Source organism: Limnoglobus roseus (assembly GCF_008254045.1).
In the GTDB taxonomy this organism is placed as follows: Bacteria; Planctomycetota; Planctomycetia; order Gemmatales; family Gemmataceae; genus Limnoglobus; species Limnoglobus roseus.
Genome location: NZ_CP042425.1, coordinates 7,219,479 through 7,244,193, shown reverse-complemented (window position 1 = coordinate 7,244,193; position 24,715 = coordinate 7,219,479). Strand labels below are relative to the sequence as shown.

The following is a 24,715-nucleotide window of genomic DNA, read 5'->3' as shown; positions in this document are numbered from 1 at the left end:
AGCGTTTCAAATCCGCCTGGGTGAGCACTCGCCAGGTCGAAAATTCCCTTTCTGACGATTTTCTGGACAGCAAGCGGCAGATATTTCAGGCCGCCACGGTGAAGATTCGACCACGGAGCGATTTGTTCAACTTCTGGTTTTCCCGGCAACACGCTGGGGTGAAAGGCGTAAGATTTGTGAGTGATTAGTTTTCTCTCACCCGTGAATCATGCACAGCTTCCACCGCTGCCGCCAGTTTTTCAAAGACTTCCTGGAAGCGCTTACGTTGCGAAAACAGCATCGACCGGCTGCTTACCAGGAAATAGGTAAGACAAACTCGGTCGATATCCGAGGCATCATCCCGCGTAAGCCGTCGCACCATCTTCAAGTAATCATCTGCCATCGTCGGCTCGAATGGATCACCCTCACCCTCCCCGACGCTCCGGTCGAGGAATGTGCCTTTGCCCCGGATGCGCCGCTCGTAGGCGTGCTGGCAGGCCATGTACCGGTGCGCCGCCCACACGCACTCCGGCGACAGGAGCCGCATGTCGTCGAGCCATTGCAGGATTGTGATGTGCCGTGGTTCTGCGGAGAGGAAGTTGCCGTCTGAGTCCCGGTGGATGATGACCGTGCCCTTTGCGAGCATTTCCGGCGTCGGCTCGATTCGTTCTTCGTAACGCATGCACCCTCCCTGGTTCGCGGGAGGGTAGCACGGCTTGGGTTAAGTTTCAGTTAACTGAGGTGAGTGATAGAAGAGCAAAAGCACATTTGTTCAGAAGTTATCGGGAAAATAAAATGCTATGTTGAGGAAAGGGGAAATTGCCACTTCTGAGACCGCAACAGAATCGGCAGAACCTAATACCTCGATTGGAGTTTGCCATGCGTATTCTTTCAACATGGCTTGGCCTATTTACGATTACCTGCCTATTCGGCTGCAACGGGGACGCCAAGCAGGAAATGCCCCGCCGAGTCCAAGCCAATGAGAAGCCTCCTCAAATAGGGCCAAACGTCCTGCCTGTGCAACCTGTTCAAGCGAAAGCCCAAGTGAAGGCCCAAGCGAAGGCCCAAGTGCCAGCACCAAGGGCTCCAAGCGGCGATCCCTATGATGACAACTGGCGCCAGTATATGTACGACGTAAATAACAATCCAGAACTTCAGCGATTGGCCAAAAAAGCCGATGAAGCAATACAGCAATTGAAGATAATAGACCCCGAGTTGGATTGTCGCGATTTCGGCCCGAGTCAACTGACTATCGAAATATACAATCCACGTCACCTCGATGCCGATGGTAGAATTCGCCCTGATTTTCTTAAGCTGCTCCGGCTTGCAGGAGTTACACAGTTGACGATCGGAATACCCCTTAGCGACAAGGGGATGGCTCAGCTCGATTCACTTCGCTGTCTTGCACGTTTATGGCTTGGAAATGCAGGACTAGTAGTCACCGACAAAGGGATTGGTGAGCTCAAAAACCTAACTGGGTTAACTGGTATCGATATAACAGGCCCCAAAAAAGAACCGCTCACGATCAGTGGAGAGGGGTTTCAGAACTTGGCAGGCTTAAGCAAGCTAAGGGAAATTAATCTGAGAGGCGTACGCGTCGATGATCTGGGAATCGCAGCCATTTCTAAGATTGAATCCATCGTGATTCTTACACTGGAAGGTGACGCGATAACCGATGCAGGAATATCTCAACTTGGAAATTTGAGTAACCTTATGTCTTTGGGCCTGCAGGGCCACAAGATTACGGGCACCGGTTTCAAGTCGGTACGGCCACTTCTGAAACTAACTGGCATGTACCTGTATGGTTGTCCGATAAACATTTCGGGAATTAAAGATATCGTTTCCGCAGCTCCGAACTTGGACTTCATTGGTTTTACAAGTGCAGAGGTCGCCGACGACTCGATACCGATTCTCGCAAGCTTGCGCGGCCTGCACTTCTTGCGGCTTGGCAATGCCACACTCACTGAAAAGTCATTTGACCAGTTGTGTCACTTTGCAGAGTTAGACTCACTAGACATTTCCAATGCGACAATTCCTGAGAAAGGACTAGAAATGCTAATTGCGGCTCCAAAATTAAAGAGATTGTTCATAAAGAGCAAACAATTTAAACCTGAGTTGATAGAGAACTATAGAAAAGCACGACCTAAAGTTGAATTAAGTATCGATTAAAATGGCACTGCTTCTTCAATTGCGCACTTTACAAGCTTCTTCGCTCCTTTGACGCTCTCCACCGTCTCCAGCTCTGCCTGGACAGCATACTCACCAAGGTGGCCTATACGTTCACCGCTCAGGCCGGGACCGCCAACGCCTGCGCCTGTGAAAGATTCTACGCCGCCGGTGCCACCCCCGGTCCCGACGACCAAGTTACCAACGCCGCCGGCAACTCAGTCCGTAACGCCCGAGACAAAGCAGGGCTTCGTGCCAACCCCACCCGCGCCTGTGCCGGAAAAGAAGCATGAGAAAGCCCCGAAGCCCGAGTCCGAAACGATTCTTCCGAAGCTCACAACCTCGCCCTGAGAGACGCGACGGTTTGGGTCTCGGCACTTCGGAGCATGCCTTTGATTCTTCTCGTCAATTCCGGACATTCATCCCGCTCGGTAACATTCGGGAAGTATTAGCATCAATGAGGGCGTTTTGTTCCCGAACGGGAAGATTATGCTTTGATCGCGCCGAGGCCCAGCTCTCGATTGCGTTCACAACCCCTCCTCCCCATTTGTACGGTCCAACGCCCACGCGAAAGCGAACACGAGGGAGATTGCGAGAATCAGGTAGGCAACGATGCCGCCGAGTAGCAGATAAATCCAGGTCAGGATGTGGTCTCCTTTGGTTGATGTGATGATTCGAGGTGTTCGCTTTGATATGATTCGAAAAACAAATTCAGGCGGCCGGCCAAAATGTTGATCTCCGGGTTCCGGTGCTGGATGAGGGCAAAATAAGTCCGTTCGAAATCGCTTGGGATATCCACGAGATGTTTGCAGAGCACGCTCAACACGTCATTCGCCGCCAAGTGGCCACGGTCGTAGTAGCTGAGAGTTGCTTCAACTGATTCGTTCATTTTTTCCTAATCCGGCTTTACTGTGGCGTTCTTTGATCGCTTCGTTGTCCGATGAATCGTCATCTTGCGACATTCTAGCGATGTTCTGGCGGTCAGATGGTGGCTGCCATTCGAAATCGCCATCTGCGTCGAGGTGCGCGGGTGGCCATCCCGCCAAACGGATATTCAGGTGACGAATCTGAGCAAGCGCGATCCCGGTAACTATCCTCAAAATCAGCCAGAAACGGAAGAGCGCGAGGTACGGGCTGTTGCTCATAAAGTCTAACGCGGTCATTGATAGGCTCCTTCGGTTGGTGGTTTGCTAAATGCGGATTTCTCCTGCGCGATCCTCATGGCCTTGTCGTAATCGAACACGTCTAACCCGAGTAGATCGAGGCCGCGACCGATGTAAGCTTGCAAGACGTTGTTTTTGGCAACCAGGTACTCGATGCTCGCGTGGTCATGCTTAGCTCTGGCTTCGAGGAGAAGCTTCTCGTACATCTTGGAAGCCGCCTCACCCCACTCTTTGCTGAACTCTCGGCCAAGCCACGCCAGCGCTGTTACCTGAATCAACTCATCGTCTGTCAAGGCGGCAACCGCGTAGACAGCATTGCTGACGGTCGCTCGGACGATGTTGCGGCACTTCTCCAGTAGGTTGTCGTCAATCATGTCAATCTCCAATCTTCGCCAGTTCTTGAGCCTCGAATTCGCGGCAATACTTCTTCTCGTAATCGGGAACATACTCGTTTGGCATCGCCATTCGCCGTTTAATGTCGATGTAGACTGCCTGCGATAACTTTTCCTTGGGAGGGTCGATGATGTTCACGATGTCGGACGGGGTAGGTAAATCTGCTTTTCGGCTGACGTGATCGATAAATGCTTGTTTAACGTCGGCAAACTGGTATTTGCCCAAGACGAGTTGGAACATGCTATCCTTGAACTCCATCATCTCAGCCTTGTCGCCGTAGCTCTTTTGGCTAGCGTAGGTTTGGAAGAGCATGGTTGTGAGTTCGTTCTGCCCCTGGAGCGTCTGATTGATCGGCCTGCATCGCCAATCTGTTTCGCTTTTCGATGAGGGCCACTCCCTCGTCTCTTGCACGGGTTGCTGCGTCTCTACGGTCAACGGGTATCCCGTTTCCTGAGCCATAGAGTCTAAATGGTTGGTTTGGTATGGAGTAGTCGCCTTCCCAGCGATGCTGGTTAAGCCAAGTTGTTGCGTGGGCAGCCGTGTATCCTGTTGCAGCAAGGTAGCGGGAATATCTTTCAACACTTCGGATAATGGTTTCATTGGTAACTCCTTCAATTTTTAGTGAATCGGTATAGGACTTAAACGCTTCTTTCTTGCTTCCAGCTCGGTCGGGATAGGCACTCCAGAAGATTTCAAACTCGCCTGAATATAATAAGGGTTTCTTACCCTTATTATCTGTGGTTGTGGTTGTAGTAGGCATGGTTTCGGCACGCACCTCGGCATGTGCCGCGGGAGTGCCGCGGGAGTGCCGGATGTTTGCCTTGGCAGTTTGTGAATCTTTGAATCTCAACCGCTTGGCGATTTCTCGGTCGCATCTTTTTGAACGCAACAGCGTTCCATCTTCGATAAAGAATTCGCTCGCCGCCGACAGCACACTTTGGCGTTCGGATGGTGTCCTCGCCCGACAAATTCGGAAGAGCTTGGCATGGTCGTTCGGGAGGGGAATGCCGGTGGCGTAGTAGTGATCGAGAAGGAGACGGTAGGCTCCGTGCTCAAGCAGGGACAGGTGAGCCGTCTTGCGGGCGTAGTCGCCTGTGTAAAACGGATACCACTGATTGTTTTCTGCCATAATACCTTGTCCTTACTCGCCCGCGGAACCGAGGCGGGGAAGGGCGCTCAAGGTTAGAATCGGACAAGGATTTAATTTGAGACTCGGCGTTGCAACACCGGCCTTCCCCTCTGCCCAAGTCAAACCATAAGTCATGCGTTACCGCAACCACTTTCTTCACACCGCCCACGCCGGGTTCGTGACGACCTGCTCCAGCCCCCAGCCGATACGATGCCGGTTCGTCTCCTTCATCACGTCCGACAGGTTGGCCGGCTTGCCGCGGAGGTAGAAGCCGTCGTCGCGGATGTCGAGGATCGGCTTCGTCAGCTTGAGCAAGTAGGCGTCGATGAGGGACTCCTTGGCGATTTGGATTGGGTCGGGCTTCTCGGTAGCCAATTTCCCCACGGGGAGAAAATCATCCTTCTTGCTCGGGATCAGCTTCTTGAGCTCCAGCCGGGGCTTGCGACGGCGTTTTTCTGCCTCCACGGTAACGCGGTGCTTCCGACACACGCGCCGGACGGTGTATTCCGAAACGGCGAGCTGAGCGGCGACCTGCTGAGGGGTATGCCCCCGCTCGATGAGTTCGACGAGCTCGATTTCGAACCGCATTTTGTACAAGGGGGATTGTTCTTCGGTCATTTCTTCCTCACGAGTTGCACGTCGATGCCGTGGATGGCTTTCAAGAGCTTCAATTTGATTGCGCAATCGGCGGTCACAATTCCCTTCGTATCTTCAACAACCTGCGTTCCGGTTCGCTTATCGACGTATTGAAAGTCCGGTACAATCCGACAGATGAGCATGCCGTTCACGTCCAGGCGGTAGGGCACCTGGCGGCGGAGGTCGATGATTTCACCGGCCTTCTGGAGCAGCAGCAGTTCCTGCCAGCGCGCGGCTTCCAGTTTGCTGTCGAACCAGAGGCCGTCAACGCAAGTGCGGGTGTTGTTGTATTTGCCCTTCCGCCCCCAACTGGCCCGGCTACGCGGCATCGTATCCGCCCTTATGCTCCGGCTGGTGGATGAGCCGCCCGTGGTTCGGGTCGATCTTCTTGGCTAGGCGGTCGCGGTCGGAGAAGTGCAGGGAGTTGAAATGGTCGAGCACGGCACAGAGTGCCTCGATCTCGTCGCTAAGCTTGACTTGCGTCCAGTGCGGCCGGTTCGGTGATCTGTCCTGGATGTGCTTCTTGACCAACTCGATGGAGCTGTTCTTCGGTGATGGCTTGGGTGCGGCTGGCTGCATGAATTCCTCCCTGAATCGTTGCCGCCAGGATATACCATCAATTCATTTACAAGTCGTTAACGGCCGTCACGCTTTCTCCAGTTCGGCCTCAACCGTGCGGATGATGAGCTGGCGCACCCAGCTACTCCCTAAAAGTTGTGATCTGAGTTGGCCTTCCTTGCTCGCGACTGGGCATCATGCCTAAATTTTCTTTCCCAATGAGCCTTCATCCGATCTTTGTTGATGCCTTTCGTTGAAAACCCAAGGCCGTTGATGTTATACAGCAAATGCGTTTTCGCATATTTCCGTATTAGTTTTATCTCCGCCATATATGCGGAGGTGTATTTGATCTCGTCAAATACAAAAGCACCTTCCCCGTAGCTGGCATAGTCAGATTGCATCTCTTTATTTACATGTGTCCCCTTCCGCAGATGGTACAAGTGAGCCTTCTTTCTAGCCGGAAAGTATGTTGTGCATCCGACATATAGCCGATTATTGGCTATACAAGTTATCGTGTACAGAAGGCCGCTCATTTGCGAGCCTGCATAATATTCATGAGCAGGTGTGCCAAAAATTGGCTCCGACGCATTCCTGCGGCTTTTGCTTCCTTTTCCAGCCACTCTAATATATTGTCTGGTATAGAGAAATGCTTCTTAGCCATAGTGCATGTACCTTTTGTGTAACTTTCCGCTTGACGGACTGTATTTGTTCCTTTAGTGTACCCAATAGTTACACTGTACATAAAAACAAGTCAACAGGAGATTTTATGACGAACACTTCAAACTCAATGACCGACGAGGAAGCCGTCAGCTACCAATTCTACCTGAACGGGCAGCTCAAGAATTGCGTGGACGCGATGGTCGCGTGCGTTGCCCGCTACCAGGACGAATGCCCGGATGGCATTAAGTCCCCGCTCACGGAGCAGAATTGGATCGACCTGGAAGCCCAGCTCCATGATGCCGTGTCGGACATGTTGTTCGATGATATGTCGCGGATTTCTTCGCGGCTCTCGGATGCAGGACGGTACATCGGCCTTTGGAAATCCCGCTGGCAGTTGCAATTCGAAGTTCGCCGGGCAGCCGAACTGGCGGCTAATCGTCTCAACGCAGCATAGGAGGATTTATGCACATCTCAAAACCCGTCTCTACCACACTCGAATCGATAGCCCTGTTTCTCAGGTATTGCCTCGAAGTCCTGGGCATGTTCGCACTTGTCGCGGCGCCTTGCGTGGTGCTCCTCCTCCTTCACTTGGACATGTGGAAGCATCTGTGACAATGCAGCCAAACGTAGAGAGAACGCTTATGACTGAAGAGACGGTGACGATCCGTTCAAAAATTAAGCAACTGCGCGATCTTCGCTACACGCAAGAATCGGCCGATTTCAGTGACTTGTCGGACGGCCTGAACGAGTGCGATGACTTCAAGGCATTGTGTTTGGAGCTGGCCGAGGAAGCGGTCGAGCGGGAGCACCAGGCCGAGGCAGTAGAGGCGAGGATAAAGGAACTGCAATCTCGCAAGCAGCGGCTGCTGCACTCCGCTGAGGCACTCCGCACCATCGTGCTACAGTGCATGGATATCCGCAGCGAGAAGACCATCCCATCGCCGTGTTTGACATTGAGCGTTTCCTCGAAGAAACCCGATATCGTCGTCACCGACGAGTCGGCCCTCCCGTCAAGGTTCTTCATTCCGCAGCCGCCCAAGCTCGACAAGAAAGCCGTCCGTGAAGCCGTGCTTCAAGACGGGGAGGTGCTGGAGGGGGTGTCGCTCGGTAACGGTACCATTTCGCTGACAATCAGGAGGAAGTAATGAACGAGATCGCTCAACGCGGGTACACCGCACCACAACTCACGCTAATCAAGCACACGGTAGCAAAAGACTGCAACACAGACGAATTCAACCTCTTCATCGAGATTTGCAAGCAACAGGGGCTCGATCCGTTCAAAAAGCAGATTTTTGCCCAAGTTTACAACAAGGACAAGCCCGACAAGCGGCAACTCGTCATCGTCACGAGCATCGACGGCTACCGCGCCAAGGCACAGCGATGCGGCGATTACCGCCCGGCGGAGGAAGAGACCCGATTCGAGTTTGATCCAGCCGCCAAAGACCCTGAGACGAATCCGGCAGGCCTGGTGCGCGCCGTGGTGAAGGTGTTCAAATACGGACCAGATAAGCAATGGTATCCCGTTGCGGGGGAAGCTCGCTGGGACGAATTCGCGCCATTGGATTACGCCGCGTTCGATTGGATCGACACGGGTGACGTGTGGGAAGACACTGGCAAACCGAAGAAGAAGCGGGTGCCGAAGGGGAAGAAGTTGCTGAAAGACGGCAACTGGAAGAATATGCCCCACGTCATGCTGGGCAAATGCGCCGAAGCCCAGGCGCTGCGGCGGGGCTGGCCGGAAGACATGAGCGGGCTGTACGTCCAAGAGGAGATGGCGAAAGTGTACCTCGACATGTCAGCTACTGAGGCGGTAGAAGCATTCGAGAAGGAGGAACGCCTCAAACGGATCGCCTCAAACGACACAATTCCGGCCATCTTCGAGATGTCGGAGGGGTTGCAGCTCGTACCCCTCGGTAAGTTCGCCGACCGGGTTATGGAGTATGTCGGTGCCTTCGATAGCGTTGAGGCTTTCGACTTCTGGAAAGACCAAAACGTCCGCAGCCTCCAGCAATACTGGGCGAACGCTTCGACCGACGCCCTGGAGCTCAAGAAGAAAATGGAGCGGCTCAGGTCTGATCTGAACACACGGGTGGGGAGTACGGCAGCATGACCGATCAGCAATTTTATGCAATCATAATCGCCATCTACTCCGTCGGCACATGGTCAGCGAGAGATGAATTGGGAAAGACGATTTCGGCATTCCTGGCGGTTATCTATGTCATTTTGCTAATCATTTCGACTTTATGACCAAGGGCATCGAGTTCACAGGACGGGTCGAGAACGGCAGGTTGCCCCAGCACGTCAGCGAGAAGGTTGCCGCGACGATCCGCAAGCACGAGGGCAAGCATCTCATCCTCACGGTGGCCGAGCGCAAGCGAACGCGGTCGGGCCAGCAGAACAGGTATTACTGGGGCTGCGTTGTGGCCGGCGTCACCGAGATGTTCCGCGACGCGGGCAACATGGTCGATGCCGATGACGTTCACGAGTTTCTCAAGCAGCACGTCGGCAAGCTCTCGCAGGTCGTCGTCACACCGGACGGCGAAGTGATGCACACGATCGGCTCGTCGGCCAAGCTCACCACGATGGAATTCAGCGACTACGTCGAGCGCATCCGTGCCTGGGCGATCCAGTACGGCCTTGACATCCCGTCGCCGGACGAACACTACCAACTTAACGCCAACCAGGAAGGAACACCAGTATGACGGCGAGTATCAAACGACTTGGGAGAAACCGGGAAGCCATCGTCAACCTGCTCGGTAAAAAGCTGTGACACAACCTTTCGGCACGGCCTTTGCGCCACGGCGGTGGAACTGTTCCCATCGTGGAGGTTCCTGCCATGGCGAGTGCACGAATGCCGGATGAGTTCTACGAGGTCGTCGCCCACCACCTGCCGCCCGAGCGGCCCGTCGGATCACGCGGCGGGCGGCCGTGGGTCGGCCACCGGGCCGTCCTCCGGGTCATCTGGTACGTCCTGGCGAGCGGCGTCCGGTGGGCCGACGTGCCGCCCGAACTCGGGTGCTCGGGCCGGACGGCCCACCGCCGACTGCGGGCGTGGGAGGAGGCCGGCATCTGGGACCGGTTGCACGTCGACCTGCTCCGGCTGCTCCGCCAGGCGGGCAAGCTCGACACCGACCTGGTCGTCATCGACTCCGTTTACGTGCGGGCGTTCGGGGGCGGCGAGGCGACCGGCCCGAGCCCCGTCGACCGCGGGAAACCGGGCACGAAGCACACGTTGATGGTCGACCGGTCGGGTGTGCCATTGTCCATTCGCACGGCCGGAGCGAATGAGAGCGACCACACCCAAATCATCCCCCTGGTCCTCGACTTCCCCCGCGTCGGCGGGAAGCCGGGCCGGCCGAAGGAGATGCCGGACGAGGCGTACACGGACCGCGGGTTCGACAGCGATGCCACCCGGTGGATCTTGCGGTGGCTCGGCATCGAGCCGAAGATCGGCCGGCGGAACACGCCTCATGGGAGCGGGCTGGGCAAGGTCCGATGGGTCGTCGAGCGGACCATCGGTTGGGTCAAGGGCCTGCGACGGATGCGGGTCCGGTATGATCGCCTCGGCGTCATGCGAGATGCCTTCGCGTCCCTGGCTGCCAGTGTCATCTGCTACCGCATCTTGATCCACGACGCCCTATAACTGCGGTGGTTGTGTCACAGCTTTTAAAGGTCTGGAATTGCACCGGTTCTTTAAAGAAGGGGCTGTCGAGTATTTCGTAGAAGGGCACGGACAGGTGCCATCGGATAGTGTTAATCGCCTCCTAACACGAGGGATGATCGTCGAACGCCAGGACGCCATGTTCGGCACCACCAGCACATATCAACTCGCAACACAAGCAGGAGCAGGGCCATGTCAGGAAGCGTAAACAAAGCAATAATCATTGGAAACCTCGGCAAAGACCCCGACGTTCGCACGACTCAGGATGGAAAGCAGATCGTCACCCTCAGCGTCGCCACGTCGGACTCGTGGAAGGATCGTCAAACGGGCGAGCGGCGCGAGAAAGTTGAGTGGCATCGCGCGGTCATTTTCAACGAGCACCTCGGCAAGGTGGCGGCTGATTACCTCCGCAAAGGATCGAAGGTTTACCTCGAAGGTTCGCTTCAGACGAGGAAGTGGACAGATCAGGCCGGCGTCGAGAAGTACGCGACGGAGATCGTGCTCCAGGCGTTCAACGGGACGCTGGTGCTGCTCGATGGGAAGAAGGAAGTCCACGGCGGTGAGCAGGGGTATGGTTCTGCTCAGCCTGGGGCGTATTCAGCTCAGTCTAGCGGCCCGATGGACGAGGATGAGATTCCGTTTTAATCAACCTACTGAGAATCATGAAGATTATGGGCGACCCGATATTCTGGCTTCTACTGGCTGCGATTTACGGCCTGGGGATGCTGGCAATGCACCTCTGCACTTTTAACGATGACTAATGGATTATTATGACAGAAGCACGGTACTACTACGACGATCCGCTGGCGGCGGCTTGGATGGTGAAGCATTTTGGGATGAAATTCCTGATCGACGAAACGGAAAGCGAACAGGCAGAAACCCTCTTTGATGAATCCGACGTTCAATGGGCTCGTGAGGCGCTTGGGGTACATGAGTTCTCGATCCACCCCGACAGCCTGCACCTGCTGGATATTCAAGAGGGTGATTTTGTGGTCGGGCCGAACAACAAAGGTGGCCTCGAATACGTCGCAGGCATGAAGCCGAGCGCTCGATGCCGCATCATCCAGCGAGACGGCAAGCCGTTTCACTGGCCGAAGCTGGAAGACTGAGGGTGGGCGGTTTTCGCGCGAAAACCAGGCACAAAGTGAAGCGCGTGCGAGACGCCTGAAAGAAACTTATAACTATTACTCTTCTGCCTCTTCCTCCCTTCTCTTGGCTTGACTTCTCCTTCGATCTGCCCGAATGATGGCTTGCCGCATCTCTTCATATCTGCGGCTCAACCATCTCGGAAGGACACCTCATGACCGACGACATCGAATCCAATGACACCCCATACACCGTTACCACGACCACCAAGACGGGCACCTACGTCCGGGGCTACCACTCTCTCGACCCCATCCTCGAACTGTTCACCAACTACCAGTCTGCCGGGCACTCCGGCCTCATTACGATTGCCGACGCCCCCATCGTTGTGGTGAACCCAAAAGAGATCGTCAGCATCCTCGTCGCGGGCACAACAGCCGGTGAACTCCGCTTGCGTCAGGAGCAAAAATACCGCGAACTCGAGCAGCAGAAACAAGCCGAGTACAGTCGCCAATTTGCCAATCAATCGGCGGGTTATGGCGCGCTGGTCAGTGGCAACCGTATCGGCGGCCTCATCTAACCTCCGTCAGGGGCCACTATGCTCCGCATCACGTCCCAATCAAACGCTTCGGCCGCGAAGGCGTACTTCGACGCCCAGAAGCACGACTACTACCTCGAAGGCCAGGAGCTGCCCGGCGTGTGGAGCGGAAAGGGTGCGGAGCTGCTCGGCCTCAAGGGCGAGGTCACGAAGGAGCAATGGGACGCCCTCTGCGAAAACCGCGACCCGAACACCGGCCAGCGGCTCACGCCGAAAGACCAGCACAACCGCCGTGTGTTGTACGACTTTACCTGGAGCGCGCCAAAAAGTTACACCCTGGCGATGGAACTCGGCCACGACGACCGGCTCATGGGCGTATTCCAGCAAGCCGTTGCCGAGACGATGAAGGATGTCGAGGCCGATGTGATCACCCGCTACCGCGTGGGCGGCGAGATGGTCTCAGAGAAATCCGGCAACGCCTTGATCGCGACCTACGTGCATCGCACCGCCCGTCCTGTCGGCGGAGTTCCCGATTGCCAGCTCCACGCCCACGCCACGGTGCTCAACGCCACGTTTGCGGAGGGGAAGTGGCGGTCGGTCGAGGTCGGCGAGATCAAAGCCCAGGGGTGGTACTACGAGGCCGTGTTCATGGCGCGGCTGGCGAAGGGGGCGACCGACCTGGGCTACGGCATCCGGCGGAAGGGGCGGTTCTGGGAGTTGGAGCACGTCAGCAACGACCTGGTGGACAAGTTTAGCCGCCGGACAAAGCTGATCGAGGAAGTGGCCGAGGCATGGGGCAAGATCAAGGCTCAGTTCAAGGCCGAGCTGGGCGGCAAGACGCGGGAACGCAAAGCCCCTCACATCTCGGTCGAGCAGCTGCAATCGCTGTGGGAGGGCCGCCTCGATGAACATGATCGGCAACAGTTAGCCAACTTACTCACAAGTCCAAACACCCCGCTGCCCACCAACGACCAGGCCATGCAGTACGCCGTTGCCCACGCCTTCGAGCGGTCGGCTGTCGTCGGCGAACGCAAGCTGGTCGAGGAAGCCCTCCGCTACGGCGTCGGAGGCGTTGACCTGGACGGCGTGCGCGAGGCGATGGACGGGGCAGGGGTGCTGGTGAAGGGCGACAAATGCACGACCGAGGTCGAGCTGGGCCGTGAACGCAACATGATCCGCTTCGCCCGCGACGGCAAGGGCACGGTCGCGGCGGTCGTCGACCTGGTGGAGCCGAGCGTGGCAATGGATCATCTGAATGACGGCCAGCGGGCGGCAGTAAATCACGTCCTTGGCTCCCGCGACCGGATCACGATGGTGAGGGGCGCTGCGGGAACCGGAAAGAGCACCTCGCTCAAGGTCGCTGCCGATGCCTTCCGCCAGGCTGGGCTTTCCGTCCAGGCGGTCGCCATCTCGAACACGGCGAAGGATCAGCTGCTCGACGTCGATGACGGCGCCGCCACGGTCGCCCGGTTCCTGGTGGACAAACGCATGCAGCAGGCGGTGCAGGGCGGGGTAGTGATCCTCGACGAGGCGAGCCTGGTCGGCAACCGGCAGATGCAGGAGCTGCTCGGCGTCATGAAGAAAATCGGCGCGCGAGGGGTCTTCGTTGGCGATGCGCGACAACATTCCGCGGTTGAAGCCGGTTCGCCGTTCCGGGCGATGCAGAAGTGGGCGTCACTGCCGGTTGCCGAGATCACCGACGTGGTGCGCCAATCGGGCCTTTACAAGTCCGTGTCGGAACGGCTCTCGGAGGGGCGGTCAGGCCAGGCCATCGACCTGCTTGACCAGATGGGGTGGGTGACGGAAGCCGATTACACGGAACGCATGCGGCTCCTGGCGGCCGAGTACGTCGAGGCGGTCAAGAGCAAGCAGAGCGTCGTCGTGGTTGCACCAACGCACGCGGAAGGGCAGAGTGTGAATCAAGCCATCCGGGAGGCTTTGAAGAAGGAAGGGACGATCACGGATGAAGAACACGAGTTTAAACGGCTGGTTCCGCTCAATCTTACCGAGGCGGAGCAAGGCAAGCCCGAGGTGTACGAGCCGGGGCTCGTTGCCCAGTTTGTCAGAGCTAGTGGACATCACAAGGCTGGTGAGCGCGCTGTCGTGGACGGAGCCAACCTATCTGATCTGGCGGGACGAAGCGGGAAACATCGTCTCTATCGAGAAGAGGCAATCCGCCTCGGTGCCGGTGATTCGATACGCATCACTGGGTCGGCAAAAGATGCCAGCGGCAACCACAAACTCACCAACGGAGCCATCTACACCGTCACCGGGTTCGGCAAGGACGGCCGAATCAAGCTTAGTAACGGCTGGGAGATCGCGAGAGACGTGGGGCATTTCGCTTATGCGTACTCATCTACCTCGCATGCTTCGCAGGGCCGAACCGTAGATCGCGTCCTGGTGGACATGCCGGTGTCGAGCTTCGCGGCGGCGAGCATGGAAAGCTTCTACGTTTCGGCCACGCGCGGCCGTTCCCAGGTGTACGTCTACACCGACGACGCGCAGGCCCTCCGCGAGGTGGCGGCCAAGGAAAGGGTGAAGGCGAACGCTCAAGACCTGTTCCCGCCTGAGTCGGTCACTGTGACACCATCCGTTCCGGTGAATCCCGTAAGGGATCGCGCAACGTTCATGTCTCGCGTCCGGCAAGTCGCCACCAAGATCAAGCAGCAAGTCAGATCGCTAACTCACACCCGAAAGGAACTCGACTATGGATACGAACGATGACATTCCGCCACACCTGCGGCAGATGGCGAAGGCCTCCGAGGGTGGGGAAGACCGTACCACGCATAAGCCCTGCCTCGGCGTGACGTTCATCGACCAGAACGGCGTGCCGTACTCGTTTCAGTATTCCCACCTTTATCGGCTGTTCGTGGACAAGGACTGCCTGGTCGTCGAGTTCAGCGGCCACCGGGTCATTCTGGAAGGGCGACGGCTGTTTGCTCCATCGAAGGACTGCCTCATGCACATGCTGAATCAGCACAAACGGGAGTTCGTCGAGGCCATCGTTGGCGGTGAAGAACGGAATTTTAGTACGACTAACCGGTCGCCCGGAATGAGCGAACGGCCGGTTGTCACAAAATTTCGTGTAGAAGTAATCTCAAATTAAAACATTACACACAAATCTCGTCTGATTAATCAGGATTTAAAGCATCAAGACACTTTATAAAGCCACTGGTAATCGTGTTCATATGCTGTGCAGCTGTCTCAGTGGATACAATCGCGCGGACAGTGACTTCTGATTGATTGCGATCAGATGTCACTTTAGACCAGGATGATTTTTGTAATTGTGAACGTGCATTGTCCGCTGCATTAAAAATCCATTGCTTAATGCGAGCGTGCTGCTCTTTCCCGGTTTTCTTCCAAGAAGCCTCAATGGCGATTGAGCGGTCTCTCTCGTGAGCCACACATCTCGCTGTCAGACCTGTGGGGGAGCTCATTATTGCCACCGATTTGTCCACGTCCCATTTGTAACCTAGCCCAAAAGATCGATATGCGATTTCTTCAGCTAATAAATCAGCAGACCGGAGTTCGGCAGGACGGAGAATCGCCTGTTGTAAGCTTAAGAGCTCTCCGTGGATCTGAGTCATTCCCCATCGTTTTAATTGTGTTTCTAGAGTCGCCTGCTCAATTAGTCGGAAAAATCTGTTAGGTAGAGATAGCCATGACCGACATGGACTCTCATTCGCATACTTGCCAAGAAGATGATTCCATTCGCCGTGACGGTGTTGGAATGGTATTGGAGCCTTTGCCGTCCTAAGAAAAAGCAACGTCATGCCCAGGCCGTAAGAGTCAACCAGTGCATTTCGCGTCGAAGTCTTTGTGTCCCCAACAAGCTGTTCAGGAGACAGATAGCCAGAGCTAAATTTACCAGGGCCTACTGAGAGTTCAAGGGCGTCCTTATGCCAAGAAAGATCGAAATCAAGTACCACTACTTCCCACTCAGAGGGGTCTGGGACATAGCCATTTCTAATCATAATATTAGATGGTCGAACATCTCGATGAAGCACTCGCTGGGGCAGTCCATGGGAAGTCTTAAGAATATACGCTAAATCAATTGCGATTCGCAGGATTTGCGCCCATTCTATTACGAGTCGCTTCTCCACTGCCTCTGCTAGACTAGGCCCTTCCACGAAATCCATTACAACTGATGCCGGGACTTCCGAGGCTCGGATGTATGGGACTATTCCGGCGACTTCTGCCCCGCTTAGAATGTTCATTGCTGCCACACCCCGCCGGAAACTTTGCAGCATATCGAGTTTGCGGCGGACCTTTTCATGCAATATCTTGACTGCAACTTGACGCTTGTTGATATCCTCACCACGGTATACGGTCCCGAAACCGCCCTCCGCAACTTCTTCAATTATCGTGTATCCAGCGAATACATTTCCCGGAGGAGTCGATCGGATATACCATGCTTTGTAGACCGAGCTGTCATATGTGCTGCACAGTTTTTCATATTCTAAGTATTTCGCTTCGTCTGTTTTTGCAAGAATTGCGGACGCGGCGTCATTTAACAATTCACGAATCTCCTCGGGATGTCTTTTTTCTAATTCGTCCGGGAGTGGCAGCTCAAGCCGCTCATGTGTAGAACGTACGGATGGAGCGACAGGGTCAGCTGTTTGCTCCGGGGGGATGTGGGTGACGAGGTCGCGGATTAACTGATTGAGTTCTGCAAACGAGCGGTCGGCATTTGCAAAACGTATCACTCTTACTCCGGACTCCTCAGCCCATTTGTCGGCGCTGGAATCATTTCTATCAGTAATCCAAAAATGCGTGCCAAAATCGATGTTCTGATCACGCAGACGAGTCAAATGGCCGCCAGCGGCTGTGTCGTCGGCCGAAATCCCAATGAATATTAAGGTTGCAGTTGATGCTAGCGAGGTAATTAGCTCTTTGTAGCCTGACGTGGCGAAAAGCTGATTTAGCTCGCTTGCAGTGAAGACCCAACTTGATTCATCGTCAAGGAGGCCGTGGAGATAGGCGATAAATGGATGCGAGGATCGCAATACATGCATATGGCTTGCGGCATATTTGCCTGCAAAGTCATGAAGTGTCTTCCCGGGGCGCGCTGAGCTATAACTTCGCTTGGCAAGAGGGTCAATGTTAAGATTTAAAATCCCATTAACGCCAAGCTTCCATAGGTAATCGTATATTACTGGTATAGTGGCAGATTCGGCTTTTTTTAATGCATGACGTATAGTTTCACGATAGGTTGTTTTGCCAAGAAATTCCTTGAGCATCTGAAACGAGGCCCAATAATCCTTTTCCGTCCTTACCAGTGCTGCTTGGGCATCATTCCGTACTTTGTCCTCACCGATTTTTGCAATGCCTTTGGCGTCGAGGGCTTCGCACATTTGCTCTTTTAGATGCTTCCAGGACGGCAACCCGGCTGGTGCGCTTGCTCCTGCTCCAATCCATGCTATGATCGGCCTTGTCTTCTCGCTAACAATCTCACGTAATGCTAAGTAGGTCACCTGGGTTTTGTCAAACATTCGGCGCACCGTTTCCGAGTTATCTATTCAGAATGCGAATAGATCGAAAGATCTCTGGATCGCTTGATTATTCTTGCTAGGCTCAATCCTATTAACCTTCCCAGAGTTCGTCAATTTGGCGACGACCTTGACAGTCAAGTTTTCCGACTTGCCGTTACTTTAGCTAAGCTCGTCACCGCAGGTCGACTGCAAGGCGTCTCACGAGGACGGCCACCTTTCTCGCTTCGTCGATGCTCGCAATCTCTGCCGTGTGATACTCCTCAACGCCAAGCTCGGCCGCGATCCGAGCGTACAATTTCCCGCGAGCCATCCTCCCCTCTTTCCAGATGGGGTCGAGGATGCGGTGGATGTGCTGGCGGGCGTTCTTCAGCTCCTTGGTAGGAATGTTGCCGAGGGGCCGCGTCCTGTCCTTGGTCTTGTGGTGGCAGCCGACATAGTTGAGACAGATGTCACACTTCCAAAAGGGCAAGTCGCCCAAGTCGGCCCGGTGGGGATATACTTCACGACCGTCCGTGAGACGGGCGGCCACATCGGCCTGACAGGCGCAGCAATATAGGGTTCGCGACGCGTTCACAACACGCTCTCGCTCGCCACGCGGTTCTGCTCTCCGGCTATTGGCTTGATCGCCCCGAAGTAGACTGCGCTCCCGTGACATCCCTTCGTCGTTCTGTTCCGAATTGCATCTGCGGTGCAAGTCAAGAAACAGGACCACACGGCGTCATCCGCTGTGCGGCGGCCTTCATTAACCCAGCGTTTCATGTCCTCGGTCTCGGGTGTTGGCTCGAAACCTGGAGGAGCGATACAACGTGAACACCGGCGTGCCATGATCTCTCTCACAACACGCTCGCGCTCGCAACACGGTTCTGCTCAACGACACTGGCTTCGATCTCGCGTTGCTTGCGGCGGTGGGAGCGGAGTCGGCAGACGGGGGTGCAGAAGCGTTGCCAGTCGCGGGTGGCCCGAAAGTCTCTTTTGCAGTCGATGCAGATGTTTTTGTCTTCACTCATACCGTTATCCGTTTCTCTGGTGACTGCGGTGGCATCCCAACAGGACCGGATCGCCGAGTCGAACGGCAATCCCGCCACGACCCCGTGAGTCCCTCGTGCTTGGTTGCACAGCCACCGCAGCCATAAACTGGAGGACTCTGGCAGGGATCGAACCTGCTGCATCCAGCCGAAGAGAGCGGAGGGTGGTAACTCCGTGTGCATTCTTCTGGTGGGTAAGCCACAGCCCAGTTACTTTGGTTCCCTGTTCGGCCCCTTTACCCAAGGATGCCGAGTCGGTACTTCTTTCACGCGCCGTCAGAGCCATAATCATCCTGCCGCCAGCTTCTTCCGAAGCCGCACCTCGACCATCTCCGTCAGAAGGTCCAACTCGAAGCATTCCAGGTCACTTCCGGTACGCACGTCAACGTGGTCCCTCAGATACTTGAAAACCTCTGGATGTGGATAAAGCCGCTTCGCCAACCTGTCCGCCAATTCTGCATTCACCGTCATCTTTCCCTCCTAGTTAATCTTGGTGTCTGGATTCTTTCTTCATTGCCCGGACCGTAGCGCATTTTGAAATGCGTTGCAAGAGGTTTCTTCATGCTTGCGCGAAGCATGATTTCGTGAGCCAACTGGGCGCTCGTACCCCTTCACTTTTGAGCGTTTCACAAGTGATTCATGGGGTTATACGCGAGCGGAGTCATGCAAATGACTGCTTGTGTGAGAGGATTGCTTCTCCAAGGAAATCAGAAGCTTGGCAGCTCGATTCATCATTTCGACCTGCCTGCTGTGGTGACGTGCCCCGGAAGATCGCCCGTTTGTGAAAGCGCGTGCTATTGCCGGAGAGGTCGCTATTTGTTCAAGCCTGTCAAGGATCGACTGGCTTGGAACTATGACCAGTCGCAGCGTGACGACTTTGTGAAACGGGTCATCGCCGAGGTGAGAAGCAAAGGCGTAATTGTCCTTCGCGCTCATTGCTCGGGAGATCTGTACAGCAAGGCCTACGCAGAGAAGTGGCTGGCGATTATGCGTGCGTGTCCAAAGGTGCGGTTCTATCTCTACACGAGGTCGCATCGCATCGACGACATCGCCCCGGTGTTGGCAGAAATGGCCCAGCTTCGGCAGGCCAGAATCTGGTACAGCATCGACGGCGACACTGGCGTGCCCGCTTCAATCCCGCCCGGCGTTCGACTCGCTTACCTCCAGGTCGGCGAGGATGAGCAACCGGAGCTGGTCGATTTGCTCTTTCGAGTCCGGCGTCTCCGCAAGAAACGGATTCCGCTTTCGGTGTTGTGCCCAAACGAAGGGCCATCAGAGAAGGCGAAGGATGTGAATTGCGGAAATTGCCGGAAGTGTTGGGAGTAGACGGGTGCCTGAGAGTTTTCGCAGCGATGAGAGAATTCCCAGGCACTCTGAAGCCCGTATGATCCAGGAAAAGATTGCAACCGGTGGAATTCCCAGCTGGCCGTTCCTGCCCATTCATTACTCTCGGCACACGCTGTTGGCCGATCTCGCACATTGGCCGCCGGGCAAACTTTCCAACCGATGCCGTCTCCGCCTCCTGCCGATCATCTCCGCCATGCACACCAAGACGACGACGGCTCTCCCCACCTTCGACGATCTGATCCATTACGTGAGGGCGACGCTTTGCCAACGGGACAACCTGGACTACGATCTGACGCCGTTCGTAAAGACGCCGCTCAAACGCCGTGACGAAATTTGGGGTTACGCCTTCCACGTCGAAGGGCCGCGGATGCTCCGCACGTCGGCCGTGTGGAGCGCGAAGGACGACAAGATCCTCTTCTACAACTCCGTCGGCGAGCGGTTCCAGGACGTGGTGTTGACCGAAAGCCCCGATCCGAATAGTTCGGCCCCGACGGGTTAGTCATCCTCGCTGAACGACTCGATCTCGGTGCAGGAGATCGCATCGGCGGTGTCGTTGTAGTACACCATGACCTCCGTTCCGTCGGTGTCTTTGCCGACGAACGTGAAGCCTTTCTCCTTCTTGAATTTCAGCTTGGTTGCTCGGGTGAGAGCCGTTCCGTGTTGCACGGACGGACTTAGCTTCGCCTTCGGGTACTTCGCCGTCAGTTCCGCAATCACTTCTTTAATCGTCATGGTTCGCTCCACTTCACCTCGTCTCAGACCGAGGGAGAAGACATTAGGTTTGGAGCGACCTGGCGTCAACGGGCAGCACCGCCAGCAAAATCCGAGCTTTGAGCAAATCTTCCGCAAATCTCCCGACTTAATGCTCTGTTCGCCATCTGTATGGCCGGATACATAGGCAATATTGATCTGAACCCCTTTCATCATGAGGTTGAGCATGGCCAAGAAGAAACCGGCTGACGCCGCCAAGAAGAGCAAACCCGCAGCCGCACCCGCCCCGGCGGAGGTGGCGACGACAATTGACGAGGCGACCCCAAAAACACTTGCCGGGACGATCACCAAAGCCGAAGCGGTGCGCAAGGCGCTCGCCGCCGGGAAAGAAAGCCCTTCTGACGGCGTGGCTTATCTGAAGTCCGAGTTCGGGATCGAAATATCGACCGCCATGTTCAGCACGTACAAGACGGCGGAAAAGAAAAAGGCCGAGGGAAAGAAGTCGCGGACGGCCAAGACGGTGGAACCAGAGGCCAAGCCTACCGGGAAGGCCGCTAAGGGCGATACGGTCGAGTTCGTGCGCCAGGTGAAGGATTTAGTGGATCAGTACGGGGTCGAGGCGGTCAAGGATTTGGCTCAGGTCTTCGCCAAGTGACTTTGCTTCGGATGCTCTGCCGTCGCGTGGTCGCGGTATGTCGGTCGGGTGCGCGAATAGTGGCCCGACCGACATACCGTGGCCTAAGCGGCGGGGCTTCGGACGCTCAGCTTGAGCGGGGGAGCGGGTGAGGGAGGGGGCGATTTAGGAGACGCCAATCTGCTTCGTCGGCTCCAGGCCGTTGTCGGCACGGATGGCGTTCGCAATCGCGTTGAATGTCTTCTCGGCGTCCAGGTGATCCTTCCATTTTGTCTCCGAAACGATGGGCTTTTTCCACACCGCGTCGTCCCGATCCCAGTGAAATCCAGCTTCGCGGAGCTGTGCCGTGTACTTGGCGTCCGGCTTCTCGTCGAAGTGAATGGCGAGTTCCTGGCGGCGGTTGCTGCGGTAGAGCGTCATCTTCGGCCCGCCGTTTCGGTCGGTCAGGCTGACGGATTCGAAGTTGATCGGGTCGGGGGCGAATTTCCGCAGCTGGGCGTTCGCGGCTTCGGGCATGCGGGTTGATTCCGCGAGTTGCTCGGCGGACTGCCGGGCCTGTTCGTGCCGTTCGGCTGCTTGGTCGTATGCGTCGCCGGCGGTCGGTTGGCTTGTCGCTTCGCTGGTTTGGGTGGCTGCCGCCTGGGCAGTGGCTCTCTTCCGGGCCATGGGGTGTCCTTTCGTTTCGGGTTGAACTTGCCCGCCGATACCCGAAAGGAAACGACGGACAAGCATTTGAGGGGTAGTGCGGATCAGCGGAAGTGTCAACGGCGCAGGTTAAGCGAGCCGAAGGCGAGCGCCCGCCGGGTGGGGGCGAGCGTCACCAACAGCGATTAGTCATTCGACTGACTTGCCAGCATTTCCATCAGCTTTGCAACCGTCTCCGGGATCGGGCGTTCGCCGCTGGCGTAGGTGCGGACCATCCAGCGGCCTTTGCCGATCAACGGCGGGAGTTGAGTACGCCAGAAGCGTCCGGCGATGACAGCGGCGAGGGTACAGAAACGGGCTGGTGTCATGCGGAGATTCTCTCCTTGCATCCAAACCGCTGCGCGATCCAGCCGTCGAGTGCCTCGTCCATCTCGTCCATCTTCTTCTGGCTGAATCGTCCGTACTCCCATGCGATGTCGCACAACCCGCTGGCGACGATGCAGTCCCCGCCGATGAAGAGTTTGGTCGGCCTATCCCAATCACTTCCAGCCCGCTGGTGTTCGTTGAAGATGGCGTCAAGGATTTCCCGGATGTCCGCCCCGAAAGGGTGTTCCTTGACACGTCCCGATGCGGTCATCACGACTGCTGGTTTTTTCTCGGTCATAACTCATCCTCCTCATCTTCTTCGGTTGCGCACCACTCGCAAAGGTATTCGCGGGCTTTGCCGTGTTGATCGTAGTAGCCTTCGGGATGCTCATCCGTGTCGTGGATCGTGTCGCATTCGGCACATCGGGTCAGGCTCATGCGGCTAATCCCTTTCCGGTTGCTTTGGCAATGGCTGCCTTCGCCCGATCCAACCGCTTCTTTTGCGTCCGGCCAAGTTGGGTGGTGTAAGTGAAGGCTTCGATGATTCGGGTCAACTCTTGCAGTGATTCCAGCATGGCAGGGGCCATTTCCAGCAAACGTATTACTGAACGTTGCTCCTCTTCCCCTGCTGACTCATGAAACTCGACCGTGAAGTCGTAATCTTCCCGTTCGTCTGTGTCGGTCGTGTAGGCAAATGCCCAGTGGTCGCCATATGGGGTCGCATCCCATTCGGTAGGTATGAATACTTTTGATACGCACATGTTGTCAGTTCCTTGATACGGGTTATTGATTGGGATGCATGAAGTTCACGAAGTCACCGGCGAATGCCTTGCCTTCCTCAACCAGATTCAATGCAATCCGTGCAGCGACATACGAGGCCTGCGGCTTGTTCTTCAATCCGCGAATGGTGAGCCGCACGTGATTGCGGTCGCCTTTCAGCCAACATGCAGTCAGGTCACTTGCGAATTGCTCTTGGTATTTGAATTGGGACATGATCGGATTTCCTTTCGATGTGGTCGGCGTCATTGCCTGACAAGACTGACCGTAAAGCGTTTATGTGTGATAATCAAACATTATTTAAGGTGGCGGAGCCGAAACCCCGCCACTGTTGCATTTATGCCGCAGCCCACATTGCCAACACGGTCGTGTTGATGTTCGTGCCGCTCTCGCTGAACGACCCCACCGGCAGGTCTGACCACCGGCCATCTAGCAACCCGTGATCGTATCGGGCCGTCACGGGCAGGATTGCAGTAAGTTTGCCGCCTGGCTTCAGGAACTTCAGGGCATGGTTGACGTGCTTGGCGTAGTGCTTTCCGTAAAAGGGCGGGTTCATAACGACGTGGTCATAATCACCCGTGGGGACGGTTTCTAGGAAATTCGCCAGCATAACGCGGTGACCTTTGGAGCGAGCCATTGCCGCGCGGCCGGGGTCAACCTCAACGCCGACCGCATCAGCTCCTGCCTGCCGCAGGGCATCCAGGAACCGACCGCAGCCACAAGACGGCTCAAGCACCCGCTCGCCTTGGCGGATGTAAACATCACCCAGGACCCGCTCGACGACCGCCGCCGGGGTCGGGTAATATTGCAAGTCTTTTGAGACTTCGGTGCCCGCCCGGCGCTCCGTGGGTTTCTCTTCCGTGCAGTCGGCCAGAACGTCCCCGTAGTATTCCGCGAGCGCCATGTTAATGTCGCGCAAGGCATCCGGCTCGAAGAAAAGGTGACCGTTACCGTTGGAGAATCGACGAAGACGGACTCCTCGGGCTGGGTACGTCATTTCTGTTCCCTGGTGGTCGGTTGCTTTCCACTCGACAAGTAGGGCGTTCTCAGTTTTGAACAGCGCGGTAAGCTCTTGGTAGGTGGTTAAGGGCTTTCGCTGATATGCCGCTAGAGCGTTGAGCACGTCTCGGAGTTTGTCTTGCCCCCATCCGCAGGAGCTGGAGCAGCCGGAGATGATGACCCGCTTGGGCAAGCCGACCACGCCAATTTTTACCTTGTCGTGCGATTTGTACGCCTGGTCGAGGTCGCAGAACACCTCGGCGAGGCCCCGAAGGATGTTTGCGCGCGGGTTAAGCAGGAAGTCGCCGAAGGTCGCCCGGATGTTTTCGAGCGTGAACGGGGCGGGGGTAGTCATCGCCTGATCGAATCGCCGCTTGTCGGCCGCGCTGGCAATGGAGTCGATCCGTAGGCCTCGATAGATGTGCCGCCATGCCGATTTCAAGAGCGACTCGGCAAGCCGGGACTCGTACACACTGCCGGTCTCGATGCTCGTTTCACCCCAAGTCCCACCTACGCAGGCGGCAAGCTTGACGGCGCTTCCGGCGGCCTCGAAGGCTGCGACGGCATCTGGAAGGGCAGCTTTTTTCTCGTCGTACTCGGCAATCACGTCTGGCAAACGCCGGAGCATGGCTAATTGCGACCCGTTGTCTTGGGCTGTTGACTCTTGTTCGATAGAGGAGTTAAGTTCGCATTGCATCACCATTACCCTTTCAATGTGTTGGTGGTGTACGGGGCCGGAATCCACTCCGGCCC

The 24,715-nt window shown here is 56.0% G+C and carries 35 protein-coding genes; 14 read left to right on the top strand and 21 right to left on the bottom strand.

The genetic code is table 11. The features are described 5' to 3' along the window. Positions 1 to 184: 184 nt before the first annotated feature. A complete protein-coding gene (locus tag PX52LOC_RS31110; protein WP_149113729.1) occupies positions 185 to 661 on the bottom strand; it encodes a hypothetical protein in 477 nt (158 codons plus the stop codon). Between the two features lie 197 nt (positions 662 to 858). Here PX52LOC_RS31110 and PX52LOC_RS31105 point away from each other — a divergent pair, with 197 nt between their 5' ends. Further along, complete coding sequence (locus PX52LOC_RS31105; RefSeq protein ID WP_149113728.1) at positions 859 to 2,148, top strand: leucine-rich repeat domain-containing protein; 1,290 nt, start codon at positions 859 to 861, stop codon at positions 2,146 to 2,148. A gap of 637 nt (positions 2,149 to 2,785) precedes the next feature. Here the strand turns inward: PX52LOC_RS31105 and PX52LOC_RS41205 are convergent. The 9 genes from PX52LOC_RS41205 to PX52LOC_RS44175 all read right to left on the bottom strand — a co-directional run bounded on the left by PX52LOC_RS41205 (position 2,786) and on the right by PX52LOC_RS44175 (position 6,557). Further along, on the bottom strand, positions 2,786 to 3,034 hold the full coding sequence (locus PX52LOC_RS41205; RefSeq protein WP_168219314.1) for a hypothetical protein: 249 nt from the start codon (positions 3,032 to 3,034) through the stop codon (positions 2,786 to 2,788). Further along, entirely contained in the window at positions 3,018 to 3,308 is a 291-nt protein-coding gene (locus PX52LOC_RS31100) for a hypothetical protein (RefSeq protein ID WP_149113727.1), read from the bottom strand. The genes PX52LOC_RS41205 and PX52LOC_RS31100 overlap by 17 nt, the downstream gene beginning before the upstream one ends. Then, positions 3,305 to 3,682 (bottom strand): DUF3775 domain-containing protein, encoded by a 378-nt coding sequence (locus PX52LOC_RS31095; protein ID WP_168219313.1) that lies wholly within the window; start codon positions 3,680 to 3,682, stop codon positions 3,305 to 3,307. The genes PX52LOC_RS31100 and PX52LOC_RS31095 overlap by 4 nt, the downstream gene beginning before the upstream one ends. Before the next feature lies 1 nt (position 3,683). Continuing rightward, a complete protein-coding gene (locus tag PX52LOC_RS31090; RefSeq protein WP_149113725.1) occupies positions 3,684 to 4,013 on the bottom strand; it encodes a hypothetical protein in 330 nt (109 codons plus the stop codon). Continuing rightward, positions 3,991 to 4,830 (bottom strand): YdaU family protein, encoded by an 840-nt coding sequence (locus PX52LOC_RS31085; RefSeq protein ID WP_149113724.1) that lies wholly within the window; start codon positions 4,828 to 4,830, stop codon positions 3,991 to 3,993. Before PX52LOC_RS31085 ends, PX52LOC_RS31090 begins: the two co-directional genes overlap by 23 nt. Positions 4,831 to 4,986: 156 nt before the next feature. Next, positions 4,987 to 5,448: a helix-turn-helix transcriptional regulator gene (locus PX52LOC_RS31080; RefSeq protein WP_149113723.1), complete on the bottom strand. Its 462-nt coding sequence runs from the start codon at positions 5,446 to 5,448 to the stop codon at positions 4,987 to 4,989. Beyond that, positions 5,445 to 5,795, bottom strand: coding sequence for a DUF1064 domain-containing protein (locus tag PX52LOC_RS31075; RefSeq protein ID WP_149113722.1), 351 nt, complete (start codon positions 5,793 to 5,795; stop codon positions 5,445 to 5,447). Before PX52LOC_RS31075 ends, PX52LOC_RS31080 begins: the two co-directional genes overlap by 4 nt. Beyond that, complete coding sequence (locus tag PX52LOC_RS31070; protein WP_149113721.1) at positions 5,785 to 6,045, bottom strand: hypothetical protein; 261 nt, start codon at positions 6,043 to 6,045, stop codon at positions 5,785 to 5,787. Before PX52LOC_RS31070 ends, PX52LOC_RS31075 begins: the two co-directional genes overlap by 11 nt. A gap of 128 nt (positions 6,046 to 6,173) precedes the next feature. Then, positions 6,174 to 6,557, bottom strand: a complete 384-nt coding sequence (locus tag PX52LOC_RS44175; RefSeq protein ID WP_390637575.1) for a GIY-YIG nuclease family protein — start codon at positions 6,555 to 6,557, stop codon at positions 6,174 to 6,176. 233 nt (positions 6,558 to 6,790) lie between these two features. Between PX52LOC_RS44175 and PX52LOC_RS41200 the strand changes: the two genes are divergently transcribed. The 10 genes from PX52LOC_RS41200 (at position 6,791) to PX52LOC_RS31020 (ending at position 15,072) form a co-directional block, all read left to right on the top strand. After that, a complete protein-coding gene (locus PX52LOC_RS41200; RefSeq protein ID WP_168219312.1) occupies positions 6,791 to 7,138 on the top strand; it encodes a hypothetical protein in 348 nt (115 codons plus the stop codon). 187 nt (positions 7,139 to 7,325) lie between these two features. Next, on the top strand, positions 7,326 to 7,829 hold the full coding sequence (locus PX52LOC_RS41195; protein WP_168219311.1) for a siphovirus Gp157 family protein: 504 nt from the start codon (positions 7,326 to 7,328) through the stop codon (positions 7,827 to 7,829). Continuing rightward, complete coding sequence (gene bet / locus PX52LOC_RS31055) at positions 7,829 to 8,794, top strand: phage recombination protein Bet (protein ID WP_149113718.1); 966 nt, start codon at positions 7,829 to 7,831, stop codon at positions 8,792 to 8,794. The genes PX52LOC_RS41195 and bet overlap by 1 nt, the downstream gene beginning before the upstream one ends. Positions 8,795 to 8,927: 133 nt before the next feature. Then, a complete protein-coding gene (locus PX52LOC_RS31050; RefSeq protein ID WP_149113717.1) occupies positions 8,928 to 9,386 on the top strand; it encodes a recombination protein NinB in 459 nt (152 codons plus the stop codon). 134 nt (positions 9,387 to 9,520) lie between these two features. Further along, complete coding sequence (locus tag PX52LOC_RS31045) at positions 9,521 to 10,327, top strand: IS5 family transposase (RefSeq protein WP_149111503.1); 807 nt, start codon at positions 9,521 to 9,523, stop codon at positions 10,325 to 10,327. 210 nt (positions 10,328 to 10,537) lie between these two features. Continuing rightward, a complete protein-coding gene (ssb, locus tag PX52LOC_RS31040; protein ID WP_149113716.1) occupies positions 10,538 to 10,990 on the top strand; it encodes a single-stranded DNA-binding protein in 453 nt (150 codons plus the stop codon). Between the two features lie 125 nt (positions 10,991 to 11,115). Continuing rightward, on the top strand, positions 11,116 to 11,454 hold the full coding sequence (locus PX52LOC_RS31035) for a hypothetical protein (RefSeq protein ID WP_149113715.1): 339 nt from the start codon (positions 11,116 to 11,118) through the stop codon (positions 11,452 to 11,454). Between the two features lie 191 nt (positions 11,455 to 11,645). Beyond that, entirely contained in the window at positions 11,646 to 12,008 is a 363-nt protein-coding gene (locus tag PX52LOC_RS31030) for a hypothetical protein (protein WP_149113714.1), read from the top strand. An 18-nt stretch (positions 12,009 to 12,026) separates the two neighbouring features. Next, a complete protein-coding gene (gene mobF / locus PX52LOC_RS31025) occupies positions 12,027 to 14,690 on the top strand; it encodes a MobF family relaxase (protein ID WP_149113713.1) in 2,664 nt (887 codons plus the stop codon). Next, on the top strand, positions 14,674 to 15,072 hold the full coding sequence (locus PX52LOC_RS31020; RefSeq protein ID WP_149113712.1) for a hypothetical protein: 399 nt from the start codon (positions 14,674 to 14,676) through the stop codon (positions 15,070 to 15,072). Before mobF ends, PX52LOC_RS31020 begins: the two co-directional genes overlap by 17 nt. A 25-nt stretch (positions 15,073 to 15,097) precedes the next feature. On the opposite strand, the gene PX52LOC_RS31015 is transcribed toward PX52LOC_RS31020, so the two are convergent. The 3 genes from PX52LOC_RS31015 to PX52LOC_RS41190 form a co-directional block, all read right to left on the bottom strand. Further along, positions 15,098 to 17,458 carry a protein kinase domain-containing protein gene (locus tag PX52LOC_RS31015; protein ID WP_149113711.1) on the bottom strand — a complete coding sequence of 787 codons (2,361 nt, stop codon included), beginning with the start codon at positions 17,456 to 17,458 and terminating at the stop codon, positions 15,098 to 15,100. A gap of 172 nt (positions 17,459 to 17,630) precedes the next feature. Next, positions 17,631 to 18,032 (bottom strand): DUF3268 family zinc-finger domain-containing protein, encoded by a 402-nt coding sequence (locus PX52LOC_RS31010; RefSeq protein WP_261345044.1) that lies wholly within the window; start codon positions 18,030 to 18,032, stop codon positions 17,631 to 17,633. Between the two features lie 259 nt (positions 18,033 to 18,291). Next, entirely contained in the window at positions 18,292 to 18,465 is a 174-nt protein-coding gene (locus PX52LOC_RS41190) for a hypothetical protein (RefSeq protein WP_168219310.1), read from the bottom strand. Between the two features lie 657 nt (positions 18,466 to 19,122). Here PX52LOC_RS41190 and PX52LOC_RS41185 point away from each other — a divergent pair. Beyond that, a complete protein-coding gene (locus tag PX52LOC_RS41185) occupies positions 19,123 to 19,809 on the top strand; it encodes a GP88 family protein (RefSeq protein WP_390635896.1) in 687 nt (228 codons plus the stop codon). Positions 19,810 to 20,023: 214 nt separating this feature from the next. Next, on the top strand, positions 20,024 to 20,329 hold the full coding sequence (locus PX52LOC_RS31000; protein ID WP_149113710.1) for a hypothetical protein: 306 nt from the start codon (positions 20,024 to 20,026) through the stop codon (positions 20,327 to 20,329). Here the strand turns inward: PX52LOC_RS31000 and PX52LOC_RS30995 are convergent. Next, positions 20,326 to 20,562: a hypothetical protein gene (locus tag PX52LOC_RS30995; protein ID WP_149113709.1), complete on the bottom strand. Its 237-nt coding sequence runs from the start codon at positions 20,560 to 20,562 to the stop codon at positions 20,326 to 20,328. The two genes, PX52LOC_RS31000 and PX52LOC_RS30995, sit on opposite strands and share 4 nt — an antisense overlap. Positions 20,563 to 20,767: 205 nt before the next feature. Between PX52LOC_RS30995 and PX52LOC_RS30990 the strand changes: the two genes are divergently transcribed. Then, positions 20,768 to 21,196: a hypothetical protein gene (locus PX52LOC_RS30990; protein ID WP_149113708.1), complete on the top strand. Its 429-nt coding sequence runs from the start codon at positions 20,768 to 20,770 to the stop codon at positions 21,194 to 21,196. 144 nt (positions 21,197 to 21,340) lie between these two features. On the opposite strand, the gene PX52LOC_RS30985 is transcribed toward PX52LOC_RS30990, so the two are convergent. From PX52LOC_RS30985 to PX52LOC_RS30960, 7 genes are all read right to left on the bottom strand, one after another. Beyond that, a complete protein-coding gene (locus PX52LOC_RS30985) occupies positions 21,341 to 21,841 on the bottom strand; it encodes a hypothetical protein (protein ID WP_149113707.1) in 501 nt (166 codons plus the stop codon). Positions 21,842 to 22,005: 164 nt separating this feature from the next. After that, positions 22,006 to 22,188, bottom strand: coding sequence for a hypothetical protein (locus PX52LOC_RS30980; RefSeq protein WP_149113706.1), 183 nt, complete (start codon positions 22,186 to 22,188; stop codon positions 22,006 to 22,008). Next, positions 22,185 to 22,484 carry a hypothetical protein gene (locus PX52LOC_RS30975; protein WP_149113705.1) on the bottom strand — a complete coding sequence of 100 codons (300 nt, stop codon included), beginning with the start codon at positions 22,482 to 22,484 and terminating at the stop codon, positions 22,185 to 22,187. Before PX52LOC_RS30975 ends, PX52LOC_RS30980 begins: the two co-directional genes overlap by 4 nt. Beyond that, the gene (locus PX52LOC_RS41180) at positions 22,481 to 22,624 is read right to left on the bottom strand and encodes a hypothetical protein (protein WP_168219309.1); all 144 of its coding nucleotides are present in this window, start codon (positions 22,622 to 22,624) and stop codon (positions 22,481 to 22,483) included. The genes PX52LOC_RS30975 and PX52LOC_RS41180 overlap by 4 nt, the downstream gene beginning before the upstream one ends. Further along, positions 22,621 to 22,947, bottom strand: a complete 327-nt coding sequence (locus PX52LOC_RS30970; protein WP_149113704.1) for a hypothetical protein — start codon at positions 22,945 to 22,947, stop codon at positions 22,621 to 22,623. The genes PX52LOC_RS41180 and PX52LOC_RS30970 overlap by 4 nt, the downstream gene beginning before the upstream one ends. 22 nt (positions 22,948 to 22,969) lie before the next feature. Then, complete coding sequence (locus PX52LOC_RS30965) at positions 22,970 to 23,179, bottom strand: hypothetical protein (protein WP_246173518.1); 210 nt, start codon at positions 23,177 to 23,179, stop codon at positions 22,970 to 22,972. 121 nt (positions 23,180 to 23,300) lie between these two features. Beyond that, positions 23,301 to 24,590 carry a DUF4942 domain-containing protein gene (locus tag PX52LOC_RS30960; protein WP_218575189.1) on the bottom strand — a complete coding sequence of 430 codons (1,290 nt, stop codon included), beginning with the start codon at positions 24,588 to 24,590 and terminating at the stop codon, positions 23,301 to 23,303. Positions 24,591 to 24,715 lie beyond the last annotated feature (125 nt).

What these genes read in the sequence shown, in the direction of transcription:
- bet (WP_149113718.1), top strand. Translation starts at nt 7,829, where the DNA reads ATGAACGAGATCGCTCAACGCGGGTACACCGCACCACAACTCACGCTA.
- PX52LOC_RS31095 (WP_168219313.1), bottom strand. Translation starts at nt 3,682, where the DNA reads ATGATTGACGACAACCTACTGGAGAAGTGCCGCAACATCGTCCGAGCG.
- PX52LOC_RS31075 (WP_149113722.1), bottom strand. Translation starts at nt 5,795, where the DNA reads ATGCCGCGTAGCCGGGCCAGTTGGGGGCGGAAGGGCAAATACAACAAC.
- PX52LOC_RS41190 (WP_168219310.1), bottom strand. Translation starts at nt 18,465, where the DNA reads ATGAGTGAAGACAAAAACATCTGCATCGACTGCAAAAGAGACTTTCGG.
- PX52LOC_RS31080 (WP_149113723.1), bottom strand. Translation starts at nt 5,448, where the DNA reads ATGACCGAAGAACAATCCCCCTTGTACAAAATGCGGTTCGAAATCGAG.
- PX52LOC_RS41180 (WP_168219309.1), bottom strand. Translation starts at nt 22,624, where the DNA reads ATGAGCCTGACCCGATGTGCCGAATGCGACACGATCCACGACACGGAT.
- PX52LOC_RS44175 (WP_390637575.1), bottom strand. Translation starts at nt 6,557, where the DNA reads ATGAGCGGCCTTCTGTACACGATAACTTGTATAGCCAATAATCGGCTA.
- PX52LOC_RS41185 (WP_390635896.1), top strand. Translation starts at nt 19,123, where the DNA reads ATGGGGTTATACGCGAGCGGAGTCATGCAAATGACTGCTTGTGTGAGA.
- PX52LOC_RS30995 (WP_149113709.1), bottom strand. Translation starts at nt 20,562, where the DNA reads ATGACGATTAAAGAAGTGATTGCGGAACTGACGGCGAAGTACCCGAAG.
- PX52LOC_RS31050 (WP_149113717.1), top strand. Translation starts at nt 8,928, where the DNA reads ATGACCAAGGGCATCGAGTTCACAGGACGGGTCGAGAACGGCAGGTTG.
- PX52LOC_RS31000 (WP_149113710.1), top strand. Translation starts at nt 20,024, where the DNA reads ATGCACACCAAGACGACGACGGCTCTCCCCACCTTCGACGATCTGATC.
- ssb (WP_149113716.1), top strand. Translation starts at nt 10,538, where the DNA reads ATGTCAGGAAGCGTAAACAAAGCAATAATCATTGGAAACCTCGGCAAA.
- PX52LOC_RS31085 (WP_149113724.1), bottom strand. Translation starts at nt 4,830, where the DNA reads ATGGCAGAAAACAATCAGTGGTATCCGTTTTACACAGGCGACTACGCC.
- PX52LOC_RS41200 (WP_168219312.1), top strand. Translation starts at nt 6,791, where the DNA reads ATGACGAACACTTCAAACTCAATGACCGACGAGGAAGCCGTCAGCTAC.
- PX52LOC_RS30985 (WP_149113707.1), bottom strand. Translation starts at nt 21,841, where the DNA reads ATGGCCCGGAAGAGAGCCACTGCCCAGGCGGCAGCCACCCAAACCAGC.
- PX52LOC_RS30975 (WP_149113705.1), bottom strand. Translation starts at nt 22,484, where the DNA reads ATGACCGAGAAAAAACCAGCAGTCGTGATGACCGCATCGGGACGTGTC.
- PX52LOC_RS31035 (WP_149113715.1), top strand. Translation starts at nt 11,116, where the DNA reads ATGACAGAAGCACGGTACTACTACGACGATCCGCTGGCGGCGGCTTGG.
- PX52LOC_RS31015 (WP_149113711.1), bottom strand. Translation starts at nt 17,458, where the DNA reads ATGTTTGACAAAACCCAGGTGACCTACTTAGCATTACGTGAGATTGTT.
- mobF (WP_149113713.1), top strand. Translation starts at nt 12,027, where the DNA reads ATGCTCCGCATCACGTCCCAATCAAACGCTTCGGCCGCGAAGGCGTAC.
- PX52LOC_RS31110 (WP_149113729.1), bottom strand. Translation starts at nt 661, where the DNA reads ATGCGTTACGAAGAACGAATCGAGCCGACGCCGGAAATGCTCGCAAAG.
- PX52LOC_RS31090 (WP_149113725.1), bottom strand. Translation starts at nt 4,013, where the DNA reads ATGCTCTTCCAAACCTACGCTAGCCAAAAGAGCTACGGCGACAAGGCT.
- PX52LOC_RS30980 (WP_149113706.1), bottom strand. Translation starts at nt 22,188, where the DNA reads ATGACACCAGCCCGTTTCTGTACCCTCGCCGCTGTCATCGCCGGACGC.
- PX52LOC_RS31105 (WP_149113728.1), top strand. Translation starts at nt 859, where the DNA reads ATGCGTATTCTTTCAACATGGCTTGGCCTATTTACGATTACCTGCCTA.
- PX52LOC_RS30965 (WP_246173518.1), bottom strand. Translation starts at nt 23,179, where the DNA reads ATGTCCCAATTCAAATACCAAGAGCAATTCGCAAGTGACCTGACTGCA.
- PX52LOC_RS31100 (WP_149113727.1), bottom strand. Translation starts at nt 3,308, where the DNA reads ATGACCGCGTTAGACTTTATGAGCAACAGCCCGTACCTCGCGCTCTTC.
- PX52LOC_RS31020 (WP_149113712.1), top strand. Translation starts at nt 14,674, where the DNA reads ATGGATACGAACGATGACATTCCGCCACACCTGCGGCAGATGGCGAAG.
- PX52LOC_RS30990 (WP_149113708.1), top strand. Translation starts at nt 20,768, where the DNA reads ATGGCCAAGAAGAAACCGGCTGACGCCGCCAAGAAGAGCAAACCCGCA.
- PX52LOC_RS30970 (WP_149113704.1), bottom strand. Translation starts at nt 22,947, where the DNA reads ATGTGCGTATCAAAAGTATTCATACCTACCGAATGGGATGCGACCCCA.
- PX52LOC_RS31070 (WP_149113721.1), bottom strand. Translation starts at nt 6,045, where the DNA reads ATGCAGCCAGCCGCACCCAAGCCATCACCGAAGAACAGCTCCATCGAG.
- PX52LOC_RS31045 (WP_149111503.1), top strand. Translation starts at nt 9,521, where the DNA reads ATGGCGAGTGCACGAATGCCGGATGAGTTCTACGAGGTCGTCGCCCAC.
- PX52LOC_RS30960 (WP_218575189.1), bottom strand. Translation starts at nt 24,590, where the DNA reads ATGCTCCGGCGTTTGCCAGACGTGATTGCCGAGTACGACGAGAAAAAA.
- PX52LOC_RS41195 (WP_168219311.1), top strand. Translation starts at nt 7,326, where the DNA reads ATGACTGAAGAGACGGTGACGATCCGTTCAAAAATTAAGCAACTGCGC.
- PX52LOC_RS41205 (WP_168219314.1), bottom strand. Translation starts at nt 3,034, where the DNA reads ATGAACGAATCAGTTGAAGCAACTCTCAGCTACTACGACCGTGGCCAC.
- PX52LOC_RS31030 (WP_149113714.1), top strand. Translation starts at nt 11,646, where the DNA reads ATGACCGACGACATCGAATCCAATGACACCCCATACACCGTTACCACG.